Raw genomic sequence first — 24,963 nt, 5'->3', positions numbered from 1 at the left:
CGGCCGGGGTCAGCGCAGGCTGCGTACGTCCAGCTGCCGCAGGACCCGGTCCACGACCTCGGGGTCGGCGCCGGGCTCGCTGCGGGCGGAGAGCACGGCGTGGCGGGCGGCCGACATCATCTCGCGCTGGACGCGGCTGACCGCCTGGAAGCGCTCGGCGCGCTTCGCGTAGGCGTCGCGCCGCTCGTCGTCGACCATCTCGGGGCTGATCCTCGCCCCCACGTCGTAGGCGAGCCGGTGCAGCCGCTCGGTGACCTCCTCCGGGAAGTCCTCGGTCTCCTCGATCTCCTTGAGCCGCTGCCTGGCCGCCTTGGCCGCCCGTATGGCGAGGTCCTTCTCCAGGGCCGCCTCGGCGTCCGTGTCCGCGCGCACGCCCAGCCGGCGCACCAGCCACGGCAGCGTCAGGCCCTGGAAGACCAGGGTCACCATGATCACGGCGAAGGCGATGAAGACGATCTCGTCGCGGCCTGGGAAGGGCCGGCCGTCGTCCGTCTCCAGCGGGATCGCGAGCGCCAGGGCGACGGAGGCCACCCCGCGCATCCCGGCCCACCACATGATGACCGTCTCGCGCCAGCTGGTGGGGATCTCCTCGCTGACGTCCCGCCGGGTGTGCAGCCGTTTGGCCAGCCAGGTCGCCGGTAGCAGGTACAGCAGCCGTACGCCGACGACGACCGCGACGACGGCGAGCGCCCAGCCGGCCATCTCCAGCTCGCGCCCGTCGGCCGTACCGAACACGTTGTGCAGTTCGAGCCCGATCAGCCCGAAGGCGACACCGGTGACGAGGGTGTCGACGATCTCCCAGAAGGTGCGTCCGGTGAGCCGGCCCAGCACGTCGTCGGCGTCCGCGGTGTGCTCGGCGAGGAAGAGCGCGGTGGTCAGGACGGCGAGCACGCCGGAGCCCATCAGCTCCTCGGCGAGTACGTAGCTGATGAACGGCACCAGCAGGGTCAGGCCGACCTGGAGGGTGGCGTCACCGAGCAGCCCCATGAGCTTGATGGTGATCCAGCCGAGCGCGACACCGACCGCGACGGCGACGACGGCGGACAGGACCAGCAGGCCGAACGCCTCGGGCAGCGAGAAGGTGCCGCTGACCGCCGCCGCGATGGCCACGTGGTACAGCACGATCGCGGTGACGTCGTTGAACAGCCCCTCGCCCTCCAGGATGGAGACGAGCCTGCGGGGCAGCCCGACCGAGCCCGCGACGGCGGTGGCGGCGACCGGGTCGGGGGGTGCGACGAGCGCGCCGAGCGCGACGGCGGCGGCGATGGGCAGTCCGGGGACGATCGCGTTGGCCACCGCGGCGACGGCCGCCGTCGTCAGGAAGACCAGCGCGACGGCCAGCAGGAAGATGGGCCGCTTGTTGGCGGCGAACTGCCGCCAGGAGGTGCGCTGGACGGAGGCGTAGAGCAGCGGGGGCAGCAGCGCGGGGAGGATGATCTCCGGCGGAATGTCCACCTTCGGCACGAAGCTGGCGAAGGCCATCAGGACGCCCAGGAGCGTCATCAGCACCGGCGCGGGCAGCTTGAGACGGTCCCCGAGCGGAACCGTGACCACAGCTCCGAGCAACAGCAGGAAGAGCAGGGTCATCTGGTCCACGGGGTGCCTTCCGAAGCGCTCCGGCCGGGCCCGGTCTCCGCTCGGCCGATGCCCTTTACCCTGCCATGCGCCCGGCCGGCCCCGGGTTCAGGGGGTGCGGCGGGGCGTCAGATCGTCCGGCGCATCGCCCGGTGCGGAATGCCGGCGTCGGTGAACTCGGGGCCGTACGCCACATAGCCGAGGCGCTCGTAGAAGCGCAGCGCGTGCGTCTGGGCGTGCAGGTCGACGGCGGCCAGGCCGTTGTCCCGGGCCGCGTCCTCTATGGCCCGCACCAGCGCGGCGCCGACGCCGAGCCCGCGCGCGTCCTTGCTCACCGCGAGCCGGCCCAGCGAGCCGACCGCCGGGTCGCCGCCCGTGTGGCCCGCGGCGGCCTGGCCGTGCAGCAGCCGCCCGGTACCGAGCGCGGTGCCGTCGGCCGCGACCGCGATCACGTGCACCGCGTCGGCGTCGTGGGCGTCGTACTCGATCTCCTCGGGCACGTTCTGCTCACCGACGAAGACGTCCTTGCGGAGCTGGAAGCACGCGGCGCGGTCCTGCTCGTCGGTGACGGTACGGGTGACGTACCACGGGGGCCTGGGGGTCATTCGCTCTCCGCGGCAATACGGTCCAGCGCCTGCTGGAGGTCGTCGGGGTAGGAGCTGGTGAACTCGACCCAGCGGCCGTCCGAGGGGTGCTCGAAGCCGAGCTTGACCGCGTGCAGCCACTGCCGGGTCAGGCCGAGGCGCTTGGCCATGGTCGGGTCGGCGCCGTAGGTGAGGTCACCGACGCAGGGGTGCCGGTGGGCGGACATGTGCACCCGGATCTGGTGGGTGCGGCCGGTCTCCAGCTTGATGTCCAGGAGGCTGGCGGCCCGGTACGCCTCGATCAGGTCGTAGTGCGTCACCGATGCCTTGCCGTCCGCGACGACCGCCCACTTGTAGTCGTGGTTGGGGTGGCGGCCGATGGGCGCGTCGATGGTGCCGCTCATCGGGTCCGGGTGGCCCTGGACCAGCGCGTTGTACTTCTTCTCCACGACCCGGTCGCGGAACTGGGCCTTCAGCAGGGTGTAGGCGCGCTCCGACTTGGCGACGACCATCAGCCCGGAGGTCCCGACGTCGAGACGGTGGACGATGCCCTGGCGCTCGGCGGCGCCCGAGGTCGAGATCCGGTAGCCGGCGGCGGCGAGGCCGCCGATGACGGTGGTGCCGGTCCAGCCGGGGCTGGGGTGCGCGGCGACGCCGACCGGCTTCGCGATCACGACGATGTCGTCGTCGTCGTGCACGATCTCCATGCCCTCGACGGGCTCGGCGACGATCTGCACGGGTGCGGGGGCCTGCGGCATCTCCACTTCGAGCCAGGCACCGCCGTGCACCCGCTCGGACTTCCCGACCACCGAGCCGTCCACCTGCACCTTCCCGGCAGCGGCCAGATCGGCGGCCTTGGTGCGGGAGAAACCGAACATCCGGGAAATGGCGGCGTCGACGCGCTCGCCCTCCAGGCCATCGGGGACGGGCAGGGTGCGGACCTCGGGTTGCGTACTCACCTGTCGAGTATGCCTTGCCCTTACTAGTCCTTGTGCACGGTGCCGTCGGGGTCCAGGCCCTTGAAGGAGAGGAGGACGATCAGGATGCCGCCGCAGACGATCGCGGAGTCGGCGAGGTTGAAGACGGCGAAGTGGGCGGGGGCGATGAAGTCCACCACCGCGCCCTCGAACACGCCCGGCGCGCGGAAGATGCGGTCGGTGAGGTTGCCGAGCGCCCCGCCGAGCAGCAGACCGAGCGCGACGGCCCACGGCAGGCTGTACAGCTTGCGCGCGAGCCGCGCGATCACCACGATGACGGTCGCCGCGATGATCGTGAAGATGATCGTGAAGGCCTCGCCGATCCCGAACGCGGCGCCCGCGTTGCGGATGGCGTCGAGCTTGAGCCAGTCGCCGAGCAGCTCGATCGGCTCCTGGTGCTCCAGCTTCGCCACGACGAGCATCTTGCTGCCGAGGTCGAGCAGATAGGCGACGACGGCGACGCAGAAGAGCAGGATGATCCGGCGCCGGCGAGCGGCCGGCGACCGGTCGACCGCCGCTTCCGCGTCCGCGCCCGCATCGGCGTCGGCCGCGGTCGCGCCGGTGTCCTGCCCGTCCGGCGTGACGGCGTCCGGGGAAGCGGCCGCGCCGTCCGGCCCGGTCTCTCCGCTTCCCTCAACCCCGGTGATGTCCGGCGTACCGATGATGCGCTCCGCCTCTGCCACGTGAGTCCCTCAAGCTAGTTCCCGACAGAGAACGAGGGTACGGCACACCAGTGCGGATCAGCCTCGTCGCTCCTGCTTCTGTTTGTCCTCGACACAGAGGGTGGCCCGGGGGAACGCCTGCATCCGCGCCTTGCCGATCGGGTTGCCGCAGACCTCGCAGAGCCCGTACGTACCGGCCTCCAGCCGGGCCAGCGCCCGCTCGGTCTGGTCCAGCATCTCCTGGGCGTTGGCGGCGAGCTGCATCTCGTGCTCGCGGGTGATGTTCTTGGTGCCGGTGTCGGCCTCGTCGTCGCCCGCCCCGTCGCCGGAGTCCCGCATCAGCCCGGCCAGCGCCAGACCCGAGGCCTCCAGCTCGTTGCGCAGCCGGGTGCTCTCGCTGGTCAGCTCGGTGCGCGCGGCCGCGACCTCTTCCGGCGTCCAGGGGTCCTCACCCGGCCGTACGGCCAGCTCCCCCGGCGCCGTGGCGACCCGGGCAGGCGGCACGGGTGCCGTGCTCGCGTCCGCGGTGCGGGTGCTGGCCGCGCTCTTCTTGGCTACCACCGTGTGGGCTCCCGTCTGCTCGGCGGCCTGCGCCGCCCCCGTGGTCTTCGACCCCTCCCCGGCCGGAGTCCCGGCCGGGGTCTTCTTGGCTGCGGCTTTCCCGGCAGACTTCCCGGCGGACTTGCCCGTGGACTTCCCGGCTGCCTTCTTCGCGGGCGCCTTCTTCGCCGCGGCTTTCTTGGCGGGCGCCTTGTCGGCCGCCGCCGTCTTCCGTGCGGCTGCCTTCTTCTCCACCATGGCCGCGGCCCCTTCACGCAGTGTGATCTTGCTCGCGAGTCGTGCTGGGACGATAAGTCGACCCCAGCCCCGCGGCAACGGGGCACGCCGCCGCATCGCCCCTCCCCGTGTCCGGATCACCGCGCGCCTGCATCCGTTGTGCCCAGCTCCCCGCCGGGTATTCCGGCTTTCCGCCGCGCGCCCCGACCGTGTACGTCCCGTCTGGCCATTCGGGTCACGCGCGGGCCGCTCGGTAAACGGGTCGGCCGCCGCCCCCGGGGGCCCGTACACTGGGGCCAGCGAGAGGCGTGGATGGGACGAGTAGCGTCGTACGCAGCCAGGAGCGACCCGGGGACGGTGGAAGCCCGGGGGCGAGCGCGTCGTGAAGATCACCCGGAGCCGTCGGAAGAAAACCCGGGACAGGTGGGTCCGCCCACGGTCCCCGGAGCCAGTAGAACCGGCATCGCACCCCAATGAGGGGGCCCGGGGCGCACGCCCGGGGCCAAGGAGGGTGGTACCGCGGGGACCGGCGTCGGTTCTCGTCCCTCCGACGGAAGTGGAAGACGTCCGCCGGAGGAAGCCCGCACATGACATCGCCGCAGTACCGCCAGGTACCCGCCCAGGTCGACCTGCCCGCGCTGGAGCACGCCGTGCTCGACTTCTGGCGCGAGAGCAAGGTCTTCACCAAGAGCCTCGACCAGTCCGCCGGCCGCCCCGAGTGGGTGTTCTACGAGGGCCCGCCGACCGCCAACGGCATGCCCGGTGCCCACCACATCGAGGCCCGCGTCTTCAAGGACGTCTTCCCCCGCTTCCGGACCATGCAGGGCTACCACGTGGGCCGCAAGGCCGGCTGGGACTGCCACGGCCTGCCGGTCGAGCTCGCGGTCGAGAAGGAGCTGGGCTTCAACGGCAAGAAGGACATCGAGGCGTACGGCATCGCCGAGTTCAACGCCAAGTGCCGCGAGTCCGTGACCCGGCACACCGACGCCTTCGCCGAGCTGACGACCCGCATGGGCTACTGGGTCGACCTGGACGACGCGTACCGCACGATGGACCCCGAGTACGTCGAGTCCGTCTGGTGGTCGCTGAAGGAGATCTTCAACAAGGGCCTGCTGGTCCAGGACCACCGCGTCGCCCCCTGGTGCCCGCGCTGCGGCACCGGCCTGTCCGACCACGAGCTGGCGCAGGGCTACGAGACGGTCGTCGACCCCTCGGTCTTCGTGCGCTTCCCCCTCACCTCGGGCCCGCTGGCCGGCGAGGCGGCGCTCCTGGTCTGGACGACGACCCCGTGGACCCTGGTCTCCAACACCGCCGTCGCCGCGCACCCGGACGTCACCTACGTCGTCGCGACGAACGGCGAGGAGAAGCTCGTCGTCGCCCGGCCGCTGGTCGAGAAGGCGCTCGGCGAGGGCTGGGAGCTCACCGGTCAGACGTTCACGGGCCGCGAGATGGAGCGCTGGACCTACGAGCGCCCGTTCGCCCTCGTCGACTTCCCGAGCGCGAGCGAGGGAAGCAACGGGCACAGCCCGGCCCAGGCGCACTACATCGTCAACGCCGAGTACGTCACGACCGAGGACGGTACGGGTCTGGTCCACCAGTCCCCCGCCTTCGGCGCCGACGACCTCCAGGTCTGCAAGGCGTACGGACTGCCGGTGGTGAACCCGGTCCGCCCCGACGGCACCTTCGAGGAGGACGTGCCGCTGGTCGGCGGGGTCTTCTTCAAGAAGGCCGACGAGGCGCTGACCGAGGACCTCAAGGACCGCGGCCTGCTCTTCCGCCACGTCCCGTACGAGCACAGCTACCCGCACTGCTGGCGCTGCCACACCGCGCTGCTGTACTACGCGCAGCCGTCCTGGTACATCCGTACGACGGCGGTCAAGGAGCGGCTGCTCCAGGAGAACGAGAAGACCAACTGGTTCCCCGACTCGGTCAAGCACGGCCGGTTCGGCGACTGGCTGACCAACAACGTCGACTGGGCACTGTCCCGCAACCGCTACTGGGGCACCCCGCTGCCGATCTGGCGCTGCGAGGACGGCCACCTCACCTGCGTGGGCTCGCGCGCCGAGCTGAGCGAGCTGAGCGGCACCGACCTCTCCGGCCTGGACCCGCACCGGCCGTTCATCGACGAGATCACGTTCACCTGCTCGCACGAGAGCTGCCAACTGGAGGCGTACCGCGTCCCCGAGGTCATCGACGCCTGGTACGACTCGGGCTCGATGCCGTTCGCGCAGTGGGGCTACCCGTACAAGAACAAGGAGGTCTTCGAGAGCCGCTACCCGGCGCAGTTCATCTCGGAGGCCATCGACCAGACGCGCGGCTGGTTCTACACGCTGATGGCGGTCGGCACACTGGTCTTCGACAAGTCGTCCTACGAGAACGTGGTCTGCCTGGGCCACATCCTCGCCGAGGACGGCCGGAAGATGTCCAAGCACCTGGGCAACATCCTCCAGCCGATCCCGCTCATGGACCAGCACGGCGCCGACGCGGTCCGCTGGTTCATGGCGGCCGGCGGCTCCCCCTGGGCGGCGCGCCGCGTCGGCCACGGCACGATCCAGGAGGTCGTCCGCAAGACCCTCCTCACGTACTGGAACACGGTCGCCTTCCAGGCCCTGTACGCCCGTACGTCGAACTGGGCGCCCTCGGCCGCCGACCCGGCCCCGGCCGACCGCACGGTCCTGGACCGCTGGCTCCTCAGCGAGCTGAACGCGCTGGTGGACCAGGTCACCCAGGCGCTGGAGGGCTACGACACCCAGCGCGCCGGAAAGCTGCTGTCCGCGTTCGTCGACGACCTGTCCAACTGGTACGTGCGCCGCTCCCGCCGCCGCTTCTGGCAGGGCGACAAGGCGGCGCTGCGCACGCTCCACGAGGTCGTCGAGACGGTGACGCGGCTGATGGCCCCGCTGACCCCGTTCATCACCGAGCGGGTCTGGCAGGACCTGGTCGTGCCGGTCGCCCCGGACGCCCCGGAGTCGGTCCACCTGTCCTCCTGGCCAAAGGCGGACCTGTCGGTGATCGACCCCGCGCTCTCGACACAGATGGCGCTGGTGCGCCGCCTGGTGGAGCTGGGCCGGGCCACGCGTGCCGAGTCGGGCGTCAAGACCCGCCAGCCGCTCTCCCGCGCCCTGGTCGCGGCCTCGGGCTTCGAGCGCCTCTCCCCCGAGCTGCACGCCCAGATCACGGAGGAGCTGAACGTCTCCTCGCTGGCCTCGCTGTCCGAGGTGGGCGGCTCACTGGTCGACACCACGGCCAAGGCGAACTTCCGGGCGCTGGGCAAGCGCTTCGGCAAGGGCGTCCAGGCGGTGGCCAAGGCCGTGGCGAACGCGGACGCGGCGGCGCTGTCGCTGGCCCTGCGCGAGGGCACAGCGACGATCGAGGTCGACGGCGAGCGGATCACCCTCGCCCCGGACGAGGTCATCATCACGGAGACCCCGCGCGAGGGCTGGTCGGTCGCCTCCGACTCCGGTGCCACGGTCGCCCTGGACCTGGAGATCACCCCGGAGCTGCGCCGGGCGGGCCTGGCCCGTGACGCGATCCGCCTGATCCAGGAGGCCCGCAAGAACAGCGGCCTGGACGTCGCGGACCGCATCGCCGTCCGCTGGACCTCCGCCTCCCCCGCGACGACGGAGGCGCTGACCGAGCACGCGGCGCTGATCGCGGACGAGGTCCTGGCCGTGGACTACGCACAGGGCGGCGCGGACGACACGTACGGCACGCCGTTCGAGGACGAGCCCCTGTCCCTGACGTTCCGCCTGCGCAAGACGGAGCGGTAACCCGCACCCCGAGGGGGCCCGGCCGGACACCTTCCGGCCGGGCCCTTCGCTGTTCCCCACCCGCCCCTTCCCGTAACCGGGCCCCGAACGCCGGCAACGCCGGAAGTGACCGCAGGAGCGAGACCAAGCCCCTCCGGCGATTGAGGAGCGGGGGCCCGGGGTCGGAGCCGCCGGTTCGGGAAGGAGCGGGTAGGGGACGAGCCCCGCGCAGCGGCCCACCACCCGCCACGGCCACGGCAAAGGGCCGGGCCCCGGGGAAACCCCGGGGCCCGGCCCTCAGCCTGCCGACGGCTACGCGCTCAACGAGCGCGCCCCGCTCAGTTGTCGTCCTCGTCGATCAGAAAGCCCCGCATCGGCGACGGCGCCTGCTGCATCGGCTGCGGCGCCTGCGGCCGCACCGGCGCCATCGGCTGCGTCATCGCCGGGGACATCTGCTGCTGGCCGCCGTAGGACGGGCCACCGCCCATGGACGGGTTGCCGCCCATCGGCTGGTTGCCGTGGCCGCCGTGGTTGCCGCCCACCGTGTGCCCCATGGCACCCGCACCGGCCGGAGCCAGCGAGGGCGACGGCGGCAGCGACGCGGCCGCCGGGGTCCGCGGCGGGGCCAGCGAGTCGTCGGCCTGGGTCTCCAGCTGACGCAGCTGGCTCTCCAGGTAGGACTTCAGACGGGTCCGGTACTCGCGCTCGAAGCCCCGCAGGTCCTCGACCTTGCGCTCCAGCGTCGCGCGGGCCGACTCCAGCGAGCCCATCGCCACGCGGTGCTTCTCCTGCGCGTCCCGCTCCAGCGCGTCCGCCTTGGCTCGGGCGTCCCGCTCCAGGCCCTCGGCGCGGCTGCGGGCCTCGCCGACGATCTTGTTGGCCTCGGAACGGGCCTCCGCGATCGCCTGGTCGGCGGTCTGCTGGGCGAGGGACAGGACACGGGCGGCGCTGTCGCCACCGGGGCCCTGCTGCTGCTGCATCTGCGGCGGCTGCTGCTGCTGCTGCATCTGCTGCATCTGCTGCTGAGGGTTGTGACCGCCCATGGGGCCGCCCATCGGTCCGCCCATGGGACCACCCTGCATCGGGCCGGGGCCGTGGGGGCCCTGCGGACCGGGGCCGTGCGGACCCTGGGGGCCGTGGCCGCTGGGACCGGCCGGCAGCTGCGGAGCACCACCGGGCAGCTGGGGGGGACCCATCTGCGGGGGCTGCTGCTGAACCGGCGGGCCCGATATGGCGGCGGGCACCGGGGCCCCCGGCCGGTCCTGCTGCTCGGGCGGCTTGCGCATGCCCTGCTGCTGCTGGTTCTGCGCGGCGGCACGCGTGGCGGCGGCCAGCTTCGCGCGCAGGTCCTCGTTCTCACGGAGCAGGCGGGTCAGCTCCGACTCGACCTCGTCGAGGAAGGCATCGACCTCGTCCTCGTCGTAGCCCTCTCGGAGGCGGACCGTCGTGAACTGCTTGTTCCGCACGTCCTCGGGAGTCAGCGGAGTCAGCGGCATCTCTTCTTCACCTCTACGTAGTCGTCGGCAGTCGGCAAGACCGTATCGCTCACAGCCTGGTCACGATGCTGATCAGGATGGAAACGATGATCATCAGAACGAAGAAGGACAGGTCGAGTGCCACGCCCCCGAGACGCAGCGGCGGGATGAACCGCCGCAGGAGCTTGAGCGGTGGATCGGTGACCGTGTAAGTGGTCTCCAGGACCACCACCATCGGCTTGCCCGGCTGCCATGAACGTGCGAACTGGAAGACGTAGTCCATGACGAGCCGGAAGATCAGCACGATGAGGAAACACATCAACGCGATGTAGACAACACTTTGTGCGACGCCCATCCTCGCGCTTCCCTCTCCCCTGGCTCTCGTAGCTCCGGCCTCGCGGCCGGGTTGTTCCCGGTGTCGTGTTCTCAGCTCTGGTTGAAGAATCCGCCCTCTGCGATGCGGGCCTTGTCCTCCGCCGTGACATCGACGTTAGCAGGCGACAACAGGAACACCTTCTGTGTCACGCGCTCAATGCTGCCATGGAGACCGAAGACGAGTCCCGCGGCAAAGTCGACAAGTCGCTTTGCGTCCGTATCGTCCATCTCCGTGAGATTCATGATCACGGGGGTGCCCTCACGGAAGTGTTCCCCGATGGTACGGGCCTCGTTGTACGTCCTGGGGTGCAGCGTGGTGATCCGGTAGGGCTCCCGCTCGGACACGACCTTGGGCATGATCACCGGTGCGTTCTTCTCCATGTTCGGGCGTTCAGGTGTGATGGATGCCACGGGTGCGATCCGGGCGGGTCGCTCGCGCTCCGCCGGGATCTGAACCGGCTCCCGCTGGGCCGGCGGCTGCACCGCCCGGACCGGTTCGTCACGCTCCCGGTCGCGCTCCACCTGATGTGCGGGCTGGTGCCGGCGCCGGTCGCGCTCGGGCTCCGGCTCGGGTTCGAATTCGTCGTCGGGGTCGAACCCCGGGCCGTCGTACCCATCGTCCTCCACGAGGCCGAGGTAGACCGCCATCTTGCGCATCGCGCCGGCCATGCTCTGAGTCCTCCGCTCTGTGGTGGATCGGCATCTGTTCACCAAGTGCCCGCGATCCACTCCGGCCTGTACCGCCATGGGCGGTAATGACCATATTTTCTGCTGTGGTCCGACTTGCTTGGCGACGTTACCCGAGCCCGGGGCGGACTCCGAGTACCGCAGTACCGACGCGCACATGTGTCGCTCCGGCCGCGATGGCGTCCTCCAGGTCCGCACTCATCCCTGCGGAGACCATGTTCGCAGCCGGATGGTTCCCGCGCAGCCGGGATGAGAATTCCATCAGCCGGTCGAACGCGGCCCGTTGCCGTCCGGCGTACGGCCCGGCGAGCGGCGCGACGGTCATCAGACCGTCCAGCCGCAGACCCGGCGCCGCCGCGACCGCGTCGGCCAACTCCTCGATCCCGTCGGGCGCGACGCCACCGCGGGCCCCGCGCTCGCCGCTCTCCGCGTCGAGCGCGACCTGGATGAGGCAGCCGAGTTCGCGGCCGCCGCGCCCGGCCGCGGCCGAGAGGGCGGTCACCAGCTTCGTACGGTCCACCGACTGCACGACATCGGCATAACTCGCCACAGAACGGACCTTGTTGGTCTGCAATTGACCGACAAAGTGCCAAGAGAGCGACAGATCCGTACAGGCGGCGGCTTTGGGCGCGGCGTCCTGGTCGCGGTTCTCCGCGACCTGACGCACACCGAGTCCGTGCAGAATCCGCACATCGCTCGCGGGATAGGTCTTGGTGACCACGATGAGGGTCACTTCTTCCCGCGCGCGACCGGCCGCGGCGCAGGCGGAAACGATCCGTTCCTCCACCCGCGCCAGATTCGCTGCGAGTTGTTCCTTGCGTTCCGTCATGCCCTATCAGTCCAGCCAGACATATCCGGCGAGCCGCCCGGTGGTGCGGTCGCGTCGGTACGAGAAGTGGTCGCCCGATTCGAGGGTGCAGAAGGGCGACTTGTGCCGGTCGGTGACGCCGAGCTCCGCCAGCTGGGCGTGGACTCCGGCGGTGACGTCCACCGCCGGAGTGCCCCAGCCGGTCTCGGACCGGGAGCCCGGCACGCACGCGGCGACCTCGTCCCGCATCGCGGCCGGCACCTCGTAGCACCGCCCGCAGACGGCGGGCCCGGTACGGGCGGTGATCCGGGAGACCTCCGCGCCGAGCCGGACCATGGCCCCGACCGCGGCCGGCACGACTCCGGCGACCAGCCCCGGCCGTCCCGCGTGCGCCGCCGCGACGACACCGGCGACCGGGTCGGCGAGCAGGACGGGGGTGCAGTCGGCGGTGAGAACGGCGAGCGGGAGCCCGCGCCGCGCGGTCACCACCGCGTCCACGGCGGGGATCTCCCGCGTGTCGCCCCAGGGTTCGTCGACCACGGCCACATCGCGGCCATGGACCTGATTCATCCAGACGACCCGCGCCGGATCGAGCCCCCGGACGCGCGCGGCCCGCTCCCGGTTGGCGAGAACGGCGGCGGGGTCGTCGCCGACCGCGCCGCCGAGGTTGAGCTCCGCGTACGGAGCGGCGCTCACCCCGCCCCACCTGTCGGTGAAGGAGAAGTGAGCGCCGCCCCGCGAAAAGACAGAAACCTTCGAGCTCACTGCGTCATGCGGACCTATCACTTCAAGAAGTCCGGTACGTCCAGCTCTTCGGCCTGGGAGTCCTGGTAGGGACGGGCCGGCGGGACGTGCGGCGGCGCGACGACCGGCGGCAGGTGCGTCTCGCCGGCGACCGGCACCGGCTCCGACTGGACCGGCGGCTCCTCGCGCGGGGGCACGGAGCCCAGTCCGCCCGACTGGCGCACGGGCTCGGCGGCCCGGACCGGCGTCGGGGCCGGCTCCTCGCGCTTGGCGCTGTTCGCCCCCAAGACGTTCTCCCGCCGGGCCGGCGGCTGCCCGCCGTCGAAGCCCGCCGCGATCACGGTGACCCGCACCTCGTCGCCCAGCGCGTCGTCGATGACCGCGCCGAAGATGATGTTCGCCTCGGGGTGCGCCGCCTCGCTCACCAGCTGGGCGGCCTCGTTGATCTCGAAGAGACCGAGGTCGCTGCCGCCGGAGATGGAGAGCAGGACACCGCGGGCGCCGTCGATGGACGCCTCCAGGAGCGGCGAGGAGATCGCCATCTCCGCGGCGGCCACCGCGCGGTCGTCGCCGCGGGCCGAGCCGATGCCCATGAGCGCCGATCCGGCCTCGGACATGACCGACTTGACGTCGGCGAAGTCGAGGTTGATCAGGCCCGGGGTGGTGATGAGGTCGGTGATGCCCTGGACACCCGAGAGCAGCACCTGGTCGGCCGACTTGAACGCGTCGAGCACGCTGACCTGGCGGTCCGAGATGGACAGCAGACGGTCGTTGGGAATGACGATGAGGGTGTCGACCTCTTCGCGGAGTTCGGCGATGCCGTCCTCCGCCTGGTTCGCGCGACGCCGGCCCTCGAAGGTGAACGGGCGGGTGACCACACCGATCGTCAGGGCGCCGAGCGAGCGCGCGATGTTCGCGACGACGGGTGCGCCACCGGTACCGGTGCCGCCGCCTTCGCCTGCGGTGACGAAGACCATGTCGGCCCCCTTGAGGACCTCCTCGATCTCCTCACGGTGGTCCTCTGCCGCCTTACGACCGACGGCCGGGTTCGCCCCGGCGCCGAGGCCGCGGGTGAGTTCGCGGCCGACGTCGAGCTTGACGTCGGCGTCGCTCATCAACAGGGCTTGCGCATCCGTGTTGATCGCGATGAACTCGACGCCCTTGAGACCGACCTCGATCATTCGGTTGATGGCATTGACACCACCGCCGCCGACACCGATGACCTTGATGACTGCGAGGTAGTTCTGCGGTGCTGCCACGTCGAAGGCCTCTCGCCTCGAGTTACGTGTCGTCGCTTCGCGGTGATCCCGCCGCGACGACGGATGCCGATTGGGACGGTCCGAACGCCGACCCAAACCCTAACGCTGAAGTTTAGGGTTACCAGTGTGTCTGCTTCATGGACTCTTCCGAACAGGACACTAAGTCGACAAGTGGCGCCCGTTCAACGAACACGCCGAACCTCCCGTTTTTCTTTTCACCCTATGTGATCACCCGTAGCGCTGACCAACCAGGGTGCTGGCCAGGCCAAATGTGCGTCAACTACCCGACACCGCGGGAGCGGTGGGTGCACTCACGTCGAAGTGTCCCGCTTTGGGGGCGGCTTTCATGAGAGCGGTGAGGACTTTCGCCTTCACCGCGCCCTGTTCACCACTCCCCCAGTTCACCGTGCGGTCCCCGGTGAGCTCCAGGGAGATGGCGTCGTACGAGGCGACCCGTACGACCTGGGTGTCCTCCGCGACGCCGCCCGGGAGATCGCCGGCGACCCGGACCGCTTCCCGCACCAGCCGGTCGGCCCCGAAACGGCGCAGACTCGCTGACCGGCCGGTGGCCGTTTCCAGCAGAGGCACGTGCCCGGGAGCCTTGTCCACCGTGGCGAAACGCACGCCTTCGGCGTCCACTTCAATGAACTTTGCGCCCTTTTTCACCAACAGGACCGGCTTTCGCTCGGTCACTTTAAGTCCGATGCCGTGCGGCCATGACCGTACGACATCCACCGAGTCGATACGAGGCAACTTCTGGCGCAACCTTTTCTCGATCGCGCCGGTGTCCACGGATACGAGCGGGGCACCCATCGGCACCTGGGCCGCGTTCTCCACCTCGGCCGGCGTCAGCACCCGTACGCCGGTGATCCTGACCTGTTCGACCCGGAGCCAGGAGGAGCCGTAGAGCGCCCAGACGGCGCCCGCGCCGAGCAGGAGGACGGCCGCGGCGATCAGGATCAGCAGCCTGCGCCGGGGGACGCGGGACCCCTCCGGGCGTGGGCGCGGCGGCCGGTCCCGGGCGCCCTCCTGCTTCCCTGCACCGCGCTGGGCGGTCGTCGGTCCGGCCACGCTCGCTCCTTATGCCGGGTCCGGGGGCGGCGCCCCCGGACCCGCCCGCCTCACGCGTTACGACGTGCGGCAATCGCCTCGTACACCATGCCGACCAGCAGATCGTCGGCGTCCCGGCGCCCGAACTCCGCGGCGGCGCGGGACATTTCATACAATCTGTGCGGATCGGACAGCACCGGAAGGACGTTGCCCTGCACCCACTCGGGGGTGAGCACCGCGTCGTCCACCAGCAGGCCACCGCCGGCGTTGACCACCGGCTGGGCGTTCAGCCGCTGTTCGCCGTTGCCGATGGGCAACGGGACATAGGCGGCGGGCAGCCCGACGGCGGAGAGTTCGGCGACGGTCATCGCGCCCGCGCGGCAGAGCATCATGTCGGCCGCGGCGTACGCGAGATCCATCCGGTCCACGTACGGTACCGGGATATAGGGGGGCATCCCGGGCATGTTGTCCACGCGCGGCAATTCGTTCTTGGGGCCGACCACGTGCAGGATCTGGATGCCGGAGCGCTGGAGCAGCGGAGCGACGCGCTGGACCACCTCGTTGAGGTGGCGGGCGCCCTGCGAGCCGCCGGAGACCAGCAGCGTCGGCAGGTTGGGGTCGAGGCCGAACGCGGCGCGCGCCTCGGGGCGCATCCGGGCCCGGTCGAGGGTGGCGATGGTGCGGCGCAGCGGGATGCCGATGTAGCGGGCGCCGCGCAGCTTGCTGTCGGGCGTGGAGACGGCGACGCCGTGCGCGTACCGCGACCCGATCTTGTTGGCCAGCCCCGGGCGGGCGTTGGCCTCGTGGACCACGATCGGGACGCCGGCGCGTTTGGCGGCCAGGTAGCCGGGCAGGGCGACGTAACCGCCGAAGCCGACCACGCAGTCGGCCCTGGTGCGTTCGAGGATCTGCTCGGCGGCCTTGATGGTGCCGCGCAGCCGGCCCGGGACGGTGATGAGCTCGGGGGTCGGCTTGCGCGGCAGCGGTACGGCCGGGATCAGGGCGAGTTCGTACCCCCGCTCGGGTACGAGCCTGGTCTCGAGTCCCCGCTCCGTGCCGAGAGCGGTGATCCCCACGCTCGGGTCCTGCCTGCGCAGGGCGTCCGCGAGGGCAAGCGCGGGCTCGATGTGGCCGGCGGTCCCCCCGCCGGCGAGTACGACATGCACCGAAATTCACCGCTCTCCGGACGAACGCTTCTTGACGCGCCGTCTCATCGTCTTCCATCTCACCCCGGGCCTCCGCACGGCCAGGGCAGCCTTCGCGGCGGGCTCGTCCCGCGCGAACGCGATCATCAGCCCGACGGCGAACATGGTCGGCAGCAGGGCCGACCCCCCGTAGGAGAACAGCGGGAGCGGGACACCGGCGATCGGCAGCAGGCCGAGCACCGCACCGATGTTGATCACGGCCTGCGCCGTGATCCAGGTGGTCACACCTCCCGCTGCGTACCTCACGAAGGGGTCCTCCGTGCGTCCCGCCACGCGGATACCCGCATAGCCTAGAGCCGCGAAGAGGGCGAGTACCGACAGCGTCCCCGCCAACCCCAGTTCCTCCCCGGTGATGGCGAAGATGAAGTCGGTGTGGGGTTCAGGAAGTTGACCCCATTTTTCCACACTCGCACCGAGCCCCGATCCGAACCATCCGCCCGACGCCAGAGCATAGATGCCGTGCACGGCCTGCCAGCACGAGCCGCCGGGGCCGGGCTCGCTGGCTCCCATGCACTCCAGCCGGGACATGCGGTTGGGGCTGGTCTTGATCAGCAGGAAGCCGATGAGACCGGCGGTGGCGAGCACTGCGGCGAACATCCGGGTCGGCGCACCGGCCAGCCAGAGCAGTCCGAAGAGGATGGCCGTGAGAATGATCGCAGTACCCATGTCGCCGCCGAGCATGATCAGCCCGAGCAGCATGAAGGCGACCGGGACCAGCGGCACGAGCATGTGCTTCCACTGGGCCAGCAGCCGCTTGTCCTGTTTGCGGGCGAGCAGGTCCGCCCCCCACAGCACAAGGGCCAGTTTGCCGAACTCGCTGGGCTGGAGCTGGAAGGGGCCGCCCAGGTAGAGCCAGTTGCGGTTGCCGTTGACCGACATCCCTATCCCCGGCACCTGGACCAGCACCATCAGGAAGACGGCGCCCATGAGCAGCGGGTAGGCCAGCGCCCGGTGCAGCTTGACCGGCATCCGGGCGGCGAGCGCCATCAGTCCGGCCCCGATCACCGCGGCCAGGAACTGTTTGCGGAAGAAGTAGGTGCCCGGCTTGCCGAGTTCCAGGGCCTTGATCATCGAGGCGGAGTAGACCATCACCAGGCCGAGCACGGTGATCAGGAGTCCGGCGCCCAGGATCACGTAGTACGCCGTCAGCGGGCGGTCCCAGGCCCTGCGTGCCTGCTCGTACAGCCGCCGCGCACCGCCGCCTCGGGGGCTGCGCGGGCCGCCCGTGCTCCGGGTGCGCACCGCCGCGGGGCGCCGCGCCTTGGCGGGCCGCACACGCACGCTCTCTTCGGCCGGCATGTCCCTGTCCCCTCCACTGCTCGTGCCCGGGGCTCCGGTGCCGGGGCCCGCCCCGGCACAGCCGTACCGCCCCGGTCGTCCGGGACGGTACGGCGCGGCGGCCGGGCCGTCAGGCGCTCTCGGCGGCGCGTGCGCGGACGGCGTCCGCGAAGGCCTCGCCCCGCTTGTTGTAGTTGACGAACATGTCCATGGAGGCGCAGGCCGGGGCCATCAGTACGGTGTCTCCCGGCCGGGCGAGCCGTGCCGCCTCGCGGACCGCCTCGGACATCGCCCCAGTGTCGGTCCGGTCGAGGTCGACCACCGGGACCTCGGGGGCGTGTCGCGCGAGGGCTTCGCGGATCAGGGCCCGGTCGGCGCCCATCAGCACGACGCCCCGCAGGCGCTTGGCGCAGCCGGTCACCAGCTCGTCGAACGTGGCACCCTTGGCCAGTCCGCCGGCGATCCAGACGATGGAGTCGTAGGCGGCGAGGGAGGCTTCGGCGGCGTGCGTGTTGGTCGCCTTGGAGTCGTCCACGTACGCGACGTCGTCGACATCGGCGACGTGCTCGATGCGGTGCGGGTCGGGGCGGAAGTCGCGCAGCCCGTCGCGCACGGCGGCGGGCTCGACGCCGAAGGCGCGGGCCAGGGCGGCGGCGGCCAGGGCGTTGGCGATGTTGTGCGGGGCCGGCGGTTTGACGTCGGCCACCTCGGCCAGTTCCTGGGCCTGCTTCTGCCGGTTGGCCACGAAGGCCCGGTCGACGAGGATGCCGTCGACGACGCCGAGCTGGGAGGGTCCCGGCGTACCGAGGGTGAAGCCGATGGCCCGGCACCCCTCCTCGACGTCCGCCTCGCGCACCAGGTCCTCGGTGGCGGGGTCCGCGGCGTTGTAGACGCAGGCCACCTGGTTGCCCTCGTAGATCCGGCCCTTGTCGGCGGCGTACGCCTCCATGGAGCCGTGCCAGTCGAGGTGGTCGGGGGCCAGGTTGAGCACGGCGGCGGAGTGGGCGCGCAGCGAGGGCGCCCAGTGCAGCTGGTAACTGGAGAGTTCGACGGCGAGTACGTCGTACGTCTGCTCGCCCGCCACGGCGTCCAGGAGGGAGACGCCGATGTTGCCGACGGCGGCGGTGCGCAGCCCGGCGGCCTCCAGGATGGAGGCGAGCATCCGTACGGTCGTGGTCTTGCCGTTGGTGCCGGTGACCGCGAGCCAGGGTGCCGGCTCCCGGCCGTCCCGCCCGCGCAGCCGCCAGGCGAGTTCGACATCGCCCCAGACCGGGACACCCGCTTCGGCTGCCGCCGCGAACAGCGGCTTGCCGGGCTTCCAGCCGGGGGCGGTGACGATCAGCTCGGTGGACTCGGGCAGGGTGTCCCCGTCGCCGAGGCGCACGGTGATGCCCTGCGCCTCCAGCTCGGCGGCCTGGGCGCGCGAGCGCTCGTCGTCCCCGTCGTTGACGACGGTGACGACGGCGCCGAGGCCGTGCAGGACGCGGGCCGCCGGGATTCCGGATACTCCGAGTCCGGCGACCGTGACGTGTTTGCCCTGCCAGTCCGCGTTGCTCACTTCTTTGCTGCCCATCCTGCGTAGAAGAGGCCGAGTCCGACGATCACGCACATGCCCTGGATGATCCAGAAGCGGACCACGACAAGGACTTCGGACCACCCCTTGAGTTCGAAGTGGTGCTGGAGCGGTGCCATGCGGAAGACGCGCTTGCCGGTCATCTTGAACGAGCCGACCTGGATGACGACGGACATCGTGATCATCACGAAGAGGCCGCCGAGCACCGCCATCAGGAACTCGGTGCGGGAGCAGATCGCGAGCCCCGCGAGCGCGCCGCCGAGGGCGAGCGAGCCGGTGTCGCCCATGAAGATCTTGGCCGGGGAGGTGTTCCACCACAGGAAGCCGAAGCAGGAGCCCATCAGCGCGGAGGCCACGACCGCGAGGTCGAGTGGATCTCGCACTTCGAAACAGGCGCTCGGGTTGGTGAGGGTGGCGGCGTTGGCGCAGGACTCCTGGAACTGCCAGAGCCCGATGAAGGTGTACGCGCCGAAGACCATCACCGACGCACCGGTGGCCAGGCCGTCCAGACCGTCCGTCAGGTTCACGCCGTTGGACATGGCGAGAATCATGAACAGGGCCCAGACGACGAAGATCACCGGGCCGACCGACCAGCCGAAGTCCTCGACGAACGAGAGCTTGGTGGACGCCGGGGTGTTGCCCCGGGCGTCGGCGAACTGGAGCGAGAGCACCGCGAAGGCGATCCCGACTATCAGCTGGCCGGCCATCTTCGCCTTGGCCCGCAGTCCGAGCGAGCGCTGCTTGACGATCTTGATGTAGTCGTCGAGGAAGCCGACGAGTCCCATACCGGCCATCAGGAAGAGGACCAGTACGCCGGAGAAGCGCATGTCCTCGCCGGTGATCACCTTCGCCAGGACGTACGCGATGATCGTCGCCAGGATGAAGGCGATGCCGCCCATCGTGGGCGTGCCCTTCTTCGAGCCGTGGGTGCGCGGCCCGTCGTCCCGGATGAACTGCCCGTATCCCTTGCGGGCCAGGAGCTTGATCAGCAGCGGAGTGCCGACCAGGGTCAGGAAGAGCCCGATGGCTCCCGCGAAGAGGATCTGCCTCATCGGCCCGCGACCTCGCCCTCGGTCGCGTTCTCCAGCAGTGCCGTTACGACCTGCTCCAGGCCTACCGACCGGGACGCCTTCACCAGCACGACGTCTCCCGGGCGCAGTTCCCTGCGCAACAGGTCGACGGCAGCCTGTGCGTCGGACACGTGCACCGACTCCTCACCCCACGAACCCTCGTTGTATGCGCCCAGTTGCAGCCAGGAGGCTTCTCTGCCCCCGACCGCGACGAGCTTGCTGACGTTGAGCCGGACGGCGAGCCGTCCGACCGCGTCGTGCTCGGCGAGCGAGGCGTCGCCGAGCTCGGCCATCAGGCCGAGCACCGCCCACGTACGACGCCCCTTCCCCATGGCGGCCAGCGCGCGCAGCGCGGCCTTCATGGATTCGGGGTTGGCGTTGTAGGCGTCATTGACGAACGTCACGCCGTCCGGACGCTCGGTGACCTCCATGCGCCAGCGGGAGAGGGTGCCCGCCTCGGAGAGCGCTTCGGCGATCTCGTCTGCGGACAGGCCCAGCTCATGGGCGACGGCGGCCGCGGCGAGCGCGTTCGACACGTGGTGCTCACCGTACAGGCGCATGGTCACATCGCTGCACCCGGTGGGTGTGTGGAGCCGGAACGCGGGGCGTCCGTCGTCGGTGAGGTGGACGTTCTCACCCCGTACGTCCGCATCCGCGGCTTCGCCGAAGAAGAGCACGCGTGCCTTGGTGCGGGAGGCCATGGCACGTACGAGGGGGTCGTCGGCGTTGAGCACGGCGGTGCCGTCCTCGGGCAGCGACTCGACCATCTCGCCCTTGGCCTGGGCGATCTGCTCCTTGCCGCCGAACTCGCCGATGTGGGCGCTGCCGACGTTCAGTACGAGGCCGATGCGCGGCGGGACGAGTCCGGTGAGGTAGCGGATGTCGCCGATGTAGCGGGCGCCCATTTCGAGGACCAGGTGCTGGGTCTCGTCGGTGGCGCGCAGCGCGGTGAGCGGCAGGCCGATCTCGTTGTTGAGGTTGCCCTCGGGGTAGACGGTGGGCCCCTTGCGCTCCAGGAGCTGGGCGATGAGGTCCTTGGTGGAGGTCTTGCCCGCGGAGCCGGTGAGGGCGACGACGGTGGCGCCGAGGCGGGCGACGACGGCGCGGGAGAGCGCCCCGAGGGCCGCCACCACGTCGTCCACGACGATCGCGGGGACGCCGACGGGGCGGGTGGCCAGGACGAGCGCGGCGCCCGCCTCGACAGCGCGCCCGGCGTAGTCGTGGCCGTCGGAGCGTTCGCCGGCGAAGGCGACGAAGAGGCTGCCTGGGGTCACCTTCCGGGAGTCGATGACGACCGGCCCGCTGACGGTTGCCGACGGATCCGGTATGTCGTGCGTCTGCCCGCCGACGATTGCGGCGATCTCGGCGAGGGAAAGGGCGATCACTTGGTCATCCCTGACTGTTGTTCTCGTGGGTGGAGGCACAGGGGGTGGTGCTCTCGTGCCCCAGGGACCGCTCGATGGCGGCGCGCAGGACCACCCGGTCGTCGAAGGGGCGGACGACGCCATGGATGTCCTGGCCCTGCTCGTGGCCCTTGCCGGCGATGAGCACGGTGTCCCCGGGCTCGGCGCGGCCGACGACGGCGGCGACGGCCGCGGCCCGGTCGGCGTCGACCAGGACGTCGCCGCGCTCGTGGACGGGCACCTCGGCGGCGCCGGCGAGCATGGCGGCCAGGATGCCGAGCGGGTCCTCGGAGCGGGGGTTGTCGGAGGTCAGTACGGCGGTGTCGGCGAGCCGGGCGGCGGCGGCGCCCATCGGGCCGCGCTTGGTGGTGTCGCGGTCGCCGCCGCAGCCGAGGACGATGTGCAGTCTGCCCTTGGTGACCTTGCGCAGGGAGCGCAGCACGGACTCGACGGCGTCGGTCTTGTGCGCGTAGTCGACGAGCGCGAGGTAGGGCTGTCCGGCGTCGACGCGTTCCAGCCGTCCGGGCACCCCGGAGACGGACGCGACGCCGTCGGCCGCGGTCTGCGGGTCGATGCCGGCGACGGCGAGGGTGACGATCGCGGCCAGGGTGTTGGCGACGTTGAACGGGCCGGGCAGCGGCGCCTTGGCGGTGGCCCGCTCGCCGTTCGGGCCGACCACGGTGAGGGTGGAGCCGAGCTGGCCGACGACGACGTCCTCGGCCCGCCAGTCGGCGTCCGGGTGGCCCTCGGCGGAGAAGGTGGTGATGGGCACGGACGCCTCGGTGATGAGCCTGCGGCCGTACTCGTCGTCGTAGTTGACGACGCCCTGTTTGCTGCGCTGCGGGGTGAACAGCCGCGCCTTGGCCTGGAAGTAGTCCTCCATGCCGGAGTGGAACTCCATGTGCTCCGGGCTGAGGTTGTTGAAGACGGCGACGTCGAAGACGCAGCCGTCGACCCGGCCGAGCACCAGGGCGTGGCTGGAGACCTCCATGGTCACCGCGTCCACACCGCGTTCGCGCATGACGGCGTACAGGGCCTGGAGATCGGTGGCTTCCGGGGTGGTGCGCTCGGACTTGATGCGTTCGTCGCCGATCCGCATCTCGACGGTGCCGATGAGGCCGGTGTCGCGTCCGGCGCCGCGGAAGCCGCCTTCGATGAGATAGGCGGTGGTGGTCTTGCCGGAGGTGCCGGTGATGCCGATCTGGAGCAGGTCGGCGCCGGGGTGGCCGTAGATCTCGGCGGCGAGTTCGCCCATCCGGCCGCGCGGGTCGTCGGTGACGAGGACCGGCACCCCGGTGGCGCGGGCGCGCTCGGCGCCGGACGGGTCGGTGAGGATGGCCGCCGCGCCGAGACCGGCCGCCTGGGCGGCGAAGTCGGCGCCGTGCAGCCGGGCGCCCGGCAGGGCCGCGTAGAGGTCCCCGGGGCGTACGGCGCGGGAGTCGTGGGTGATGCCGGTGACGTCACCGGTGCCCGGCGGTTCGGCTCCCAGACGGGCCGCCAGTGTTACCAGGGGGGTCGGCCGCAGCCGATCCGGGCGGGGCGCTCCCGGGTAGTTCACAGGCGCGTCCTTCTGGGTCGTTCGGGACTGTTCAGCGTGGGGCACGGCGGTGAGCGTACCGGGCGCACCGGGCCTCTCGCGAAGTGAGGGGGCCGGGGTCCGGGGGTTCTCGTTCCGGTTCCCGGGATCGGGGGTGATGGTTGTCACTGGTGGTCTCCGCGAGTTCACTCGCCGGGTGCGTAGGACACCGGCAGCCGGGCCGGCTCACTGCCGGACGGGGGGGTCTGGAGCGTCTTGAGGGCGAACTCCATGACCTGCTTGTAGATGGGGCCGCAGATCTGGCCGCCGAAGTAACTGCCCTTGGTGGGGTTCTGGATCGCGCAGTAGACGGTGATCTGGGGGTCGTCGGCGGGCGCGAAGCCGGCGAAGGAGGCCGTGTAGCCGTGGTAGCCGCCGCGCACCGGGTCGACCCGGTTGGCGGTGCCGGTCTTGCCCGCGACCCGGTAGCCGGGGATCTTGGCCTTCGTTCCGGTGCCCTCCTCGTCGCCGACCACCGATTCGAGCATGGTGGCGAGCGTCTTCGCCGTCTTCTCGCTGACCACCCTGGTCTGTTCGGGGGCCTCGGCGGGGGTGTAGCGGCCGTCGGGGCCCCTGGTGCCGCGGACGAGGGTCGGTTCGATCCGGACGCCGCCGTTGGCGATGGTCGAGTAGATCGAGGCGGCCTGCATGGCGTTGAGGGAGAGGCCCTGGCCGAACGGGATCGTGAACTGCTGCGAGGTCGACCAGTCCTGCGGCTTGGCGAGGATGCCGGGGGTCTCGCCGGGGTAGTCGAGGCCGGTGGGCGACCCGATGCCGAACTTCCTCAGGTAGGAGTGCAGCACCTTGTTCGACTCGGCCTGCGTCTTGCCGAGCTGACCGGTGGCCAGGATCGTTCCGATGTTGCTGGACTTGGCGAGTACGCCGTTGAGCGTCAGGTACCACGTGGGGTGGTCGATGTCGTCCTTGAAGAGCCGGTCGCCCCGGTGCAGCCGGTTGGGGACCGTGACGTGCGTGCCGGGGGTGGCGACGCCCTCCTCCAGCACGGCGGCCATGGACATCACCTTGCTGGTGGAGCCGGGCTCGTAGACGTCCTGGAGGGCCGCGTTGCCCAGGGAGGCGGCGTCGGCCTGGGAGAGGTCGTTGGGGTCGAAGCCGGGGGCGTTGGCCATGGCGAGGACCTCGCCGGTGCGGGTGTTCTGCACGATGACGTAGCCGCGGTCGGCCTTCGACTTCTCGACCTGGTCGGAGATGGCCTTCTGGGCCGCCCACTGGATGTCGCGGTCGATGGTCAGCTCGATGTCGGAGCCGGGGACCGCCGGCACCTCCTTGGTGCCCGCGGTGGGCACCCGCCGGCCGCCGGACTGGGCGTACTTGATCGTGCCGTCCTCGCCCGCGAGTGCCTTGTCCAGCTGCGATTCGAGGCCGCCCGCGCCCTTGCCCTCGGCGTTGACGTAACCCAGTATCCCGGCGGCCAGGGCACCGTTGGGATAGACGCGCTTGGTGGTCGCCTCCTGGAAGACGCCGGCCAGCACGTTGGCGCCGGGACCGCCGGCCGCCTTGTCCTTCGCGGCCTTCTCGGCGAAGGCGGACTTCAGGTCCTTGATCTGCTTCCAGACCTGCGGGGTCTGCCTGCGGGCCAGGACCGCGTAGCGGCTCCTGGGCTTGGAGAGCCGCTTCGTCAGGTCGGCCGCGTCGACGCCGAGGATGGGCGCGAGGAGGGCGGCGGCCTGCTGGGGGGCGTCCGGCGCCTTGCTGTCGGCCGGCGTGAACATCTTGGGGTCGGCGGTGATGTCGTACGCGTCGACGCTGGTGGCCAGCGCGATGCCGCCGCGGTCGGTGATCTCACCGCGCTCCGCCGCCACGGTGTAGCTCAGGTAGCGGTTCTCCTCGGCCTTCGCGGCGTACGCGTGGGCGTCGACGGCCTGGACCTGGAGGAGCCGGACGACGAACGCGATCATGACGAGCGTCAGCGCGAGGCTGACCAGCCGGAGCCTCGGGCGCGGGCTGCCCAGCCGCAGCGGCCGGCCGGAGCGGCCGCGCGCCGTGCGCCCGCGCGGCGCGCCGGAGGGGCCGCGCCGCCGCTGCTCGGGGCGCGGGCGGCCGGACGCGGCGGCCTTGCGGGGGCGCGCGGGGCCGGGGACCCGGCGGCGCGGTGGTTGCTTGGAGGGCACTCGG

At 71.0% G+C, this 24,963-nt stretch carries 20 protein-coding genes; 1 reads left to right on the top strand and 19 read right to left on the bottom strand.

What is annotated here, in order from left to right:
- Positions 1 to 9: 9 nt before the first annotated feature.
- The 5 genes from B082_RS0130250 to B082_RS0130230 form a co-directional block, all read right to left on the bottom strand.
- On the bottom strand, positions 10 to 1,596 hold the full coding sequence (locus B082_RS0130250) for a Na+/H+ antiporter (RefSeq protein ID WP_018555540.1): 1,587 nt from the start codon (positions 1,594 to 1,596) through the stop codon (positions 10 to 12).
- A gap of 107 nt (positions 1,597 to 1,703) precedes the next feature.
- The gene (locus tag B082_RS0130245; RefSeq protein ID WP_018555539.1) at positions 1,704 to 2,180 is read right to left on the bottom strand and encodes a GNAT family N-acetyltransferase; all 477 of its coding nucleotides are present in this window, start codon (positions 2,178 to 2,180) and stop codon (positions 1,704 to 1,706) included.
- A complete protein-coding gene (locus B082_RS0130240) occupies positions 2,177 to 3,118 on the bottom strand; it encodes an RluA family pseudouridine synthase (RefSeq protein WP_018555538.1) in 942 nt (313 codons plus the stop codon). Before B082_RS0130240 ends, B082_RS0130245 begins: the two co-directional genes overlap by 4 nt.
- Before the next feature lie 23 nt (positions 3,119 to 3,141).
- Positions 3,142 to 3,819 carry a signal peptidase II gene (gene lspA / locus B082_RS0130235; protein WP_018555537.1) on the bottom strand — a complete coding sequence of 226 codons (678 nt, stop codon included), beginning with the start codon at positions 3,817 to 3,819 and terminating at the stop codon, positions 3,142 to 3,144.
- 57 nt (positions 3,820 to 3,876) lie between these two features.
- Positions 3,877 to 4,596 carry a TraR/DksA family transcriptional regulator gene (locus tag B082_RS0130230; protein WP_018555536.1) on the bottom strand — a complete coding sequence of 240 codons (720 nt, stop codon included), beginning with the start codon at positions 4,594 to 4,596 and terminating at the stop codon, positions 3,877 to 3,879.
- 566 nt (positions 4,597 to 5,162) lie between these two features.
- Here B082_RS0130230 and ileS point away from each other — a divergent pair.
- Positions 5,163 to 8,345, top strand: a complete 3,183-nt coding sequence (gene ileS / locus B082_RS0130225) for an isoleucine--tRNA ligase (protein ID WP_018555535.1) — start codon at positions 5,163 to 5,165, stop codon at positions 8,343 to 8,345.
- A gap of 317 nt (positions 8,346 to 8,662) precedes the next feature.
- On the opposite strand, the gene B082_RS0130220 is transcribed toward ileS, so the two are convergent.
- The 14 genes from B082_RS0130220 to B082_RS0130155 all read right to left on the bottom strand — a co-directional run bounded on the left by B082_RS0130220 (position 8,663) and on the right by B082_RS0130155 (position 24,959).
- Entirely contained in the window at positions 8,663 to 9,820 is a 1,158-nt protein-coding gene (locus B082_RS0130220) for a DivIVA domain-containing protein (RefSeq protein ID WP_018555534.1), read from the bottom strand.
- 49 nt (positions 9,821 to 9,869) lie between these two features.
- Entirely contained in the window at positions 9,870 to 10,154 is a 285-nt protein-coding gene (locus B082_RS0130215) for a YggT family protein (protein ID WP_018518688.1), read from the bottom strand.
- 71 nt (positions 10,155 to 10,225) lie between these two features.
- Positions 10,226 to 10,843: a cell division protein SepF gene (locus tag B082_RS0130210; protein ID WP_018104459.1), complete on the bottom strand. Its 618-nt coding sequence runs from the start codon at positions 10,841 to 10,843 to the stop codon at positions 10,226 to 10,228.
- Between the two features lie 127 nt (positions 10,844 to 10,970).
- The gene (locus B082_RS0130205; RefSeq protein WP_018555532.1) at positions 10,971 to 11,690 is read right to left on the bottom strand and encodes a YggS family pyridoxal phosphate-dependent enzyme; all 720 of its coding nucleotides are present in this window, start codon (positions 11,688 to 11,690) and stop codon (positions 10,971 to 10,973) included.
- A gap of 6 nt (positions 11,691 to 11,696) precedes the next feature.
- Positions 11,697 to 12,455: a peptidoglycan editing factor PgeF gene (gene pgeF, locus B082_RS0130200; RefSeq protein WP_199783873.1), complete on the bottom strand. Its 759-nt coding sequence runs from the start codon at positions 12,453 to 12,455 to the stop codon at positions 11,697 to 11,699.
- Positions 12,452 to 13,672: a cell division protein FtsZ gene (gene ftsZ / locus B082_RS0130195; RefSeq protein WP_018555530.1), complete on the bottom strand. Its 1,221-nt coding sequence runs from the start codon at positions 13,670 to 13,672 to the stop codon at positions 12,452 to 12,454. The genes pgeF and ftsZ overlap by 4 nt, the downstream gene beginning before the upstream one ends.
- Positions 13,673 to 13,948: 276 nt before the next feature.
- A complete protein-coding gene (locus B082_RS0130190; protein WP_018555529.1) occupies positions 13,949 to 14,743 on the bottom strand; it encodes a cell division protein FtsQ/DivIB in 795 nt (264 codons plus the stop codon).
- A 50-nt stretch (positions 14,744 to 14,793) separates the two neighbouring features.
- Entirely contained in the window at positions 14,794 to 15,888 is a 1,095-nt protein-coding gene (murG, locus tag B082_RS0130185) for an undecaprenyldiphospho-muramoylpentapeptide beta-N-acetylglucosaminyltransferase (protein WP_018555528.1), read from the bottom strand.
- A gap of 6 nt (positions 15,889 to 15,894) precedes the next feature.
- Positions 15,895 to 17,226, bottom strand: coding sequence for a putative lipid II flippase FtsW (gene ftsW / locus B082_RS0130180; protein WP_018555527.1), 1,332 nt, complete (start codon positions 17,224 to 17,226; stop codon positions 15,895 to 15,897).
- Positions 17,227 to 17,335: 109 nt separating this feature from the next.
- A complete protein-coding gene (gene murD, locus B082_RS0130175) occupies positions 17,336 to 18,763 on the bottom strand; it encodes a UDP-N-acetylmuramoyl-L-alanine--D-glutamate ligase (RefSeq protein ID WP_018555526.1) in 1,428 nt (475 codons plus the stop codon).
- Positions 18,760 to 19,830: a phospho-N-acetylmuramoyl-pentapeptide-transferase gene (mraY, locus tag B082_RS0130170; RefSeq protein ID WP_018555525.1), complete on the bottom strand. Its 1,071-nt coding sequence runs from the start codon at positions 19,828 to 19,830 to the stop codon at positions 18,760 to 18,762. The genes murD and mraY overlap by 4 nt, the downstream gene beginning before the upstream one ends.
- Positions 19,827 to 21,233 (bottom strand): UDP-N-acetylmuramoyl-tripeptide--D-alanyl-D-alanine ligase, encoded by a 1,407-nt coding sequence (locus tag B082_RS0130165; protein WP_018555524.1) that lies wholly within the window; start codon positions 21,231 to 21,233, stop codon positions 19,827 to 19,829. Before B082_RS0130165 ends, mraY begins: the two co-directional genes overlap by 4 nt.
- A gap of 4 nt (positions 21,234 to 21,237) precedes the next feature.
- Entirely contained in the window at positions 21,238 to 22,956 is a 1,719-nt protein-coding gene (locus B082_RS0130160; protein WP_078622693.1) for a UDP-N-acetylmuramoyl-L-alanyl-D-glutamate--2,6-diaminopimelate ligase, read from the bottom strand.
- A 17-nt stretch (positions 22,957 to 22,973) separates the two neighbouring features.
- Positions 22,974 to 24,959, bottom strand: coding sequence for a peptidoglycan D,D-transpeptidase FtsI family protein (locus B082_RS0130155; RefSeq protein WP_018555522.1), 1,986 nt, complete (start codon positions 24,957 to 24,959; stop codon positions 22,974 to 22,976).
- Positions 24,960 to 24,963: the final 4 nt, after the last annotated feature.

This window comes from Streptomyces sp. ATexAB-D23, assembly GCF_000373645.1.
GTDB classification, from domain to species: domain Bacteria; phylum Actinomycetota; class Actinomycetes; order Streptomycetales; family Streptomycetaceae; genus Streptomyces; species Streptomyces castrisilvae.
This window is presented reverse-complemented; position numbering and strand designations above follow the sequence as displayed.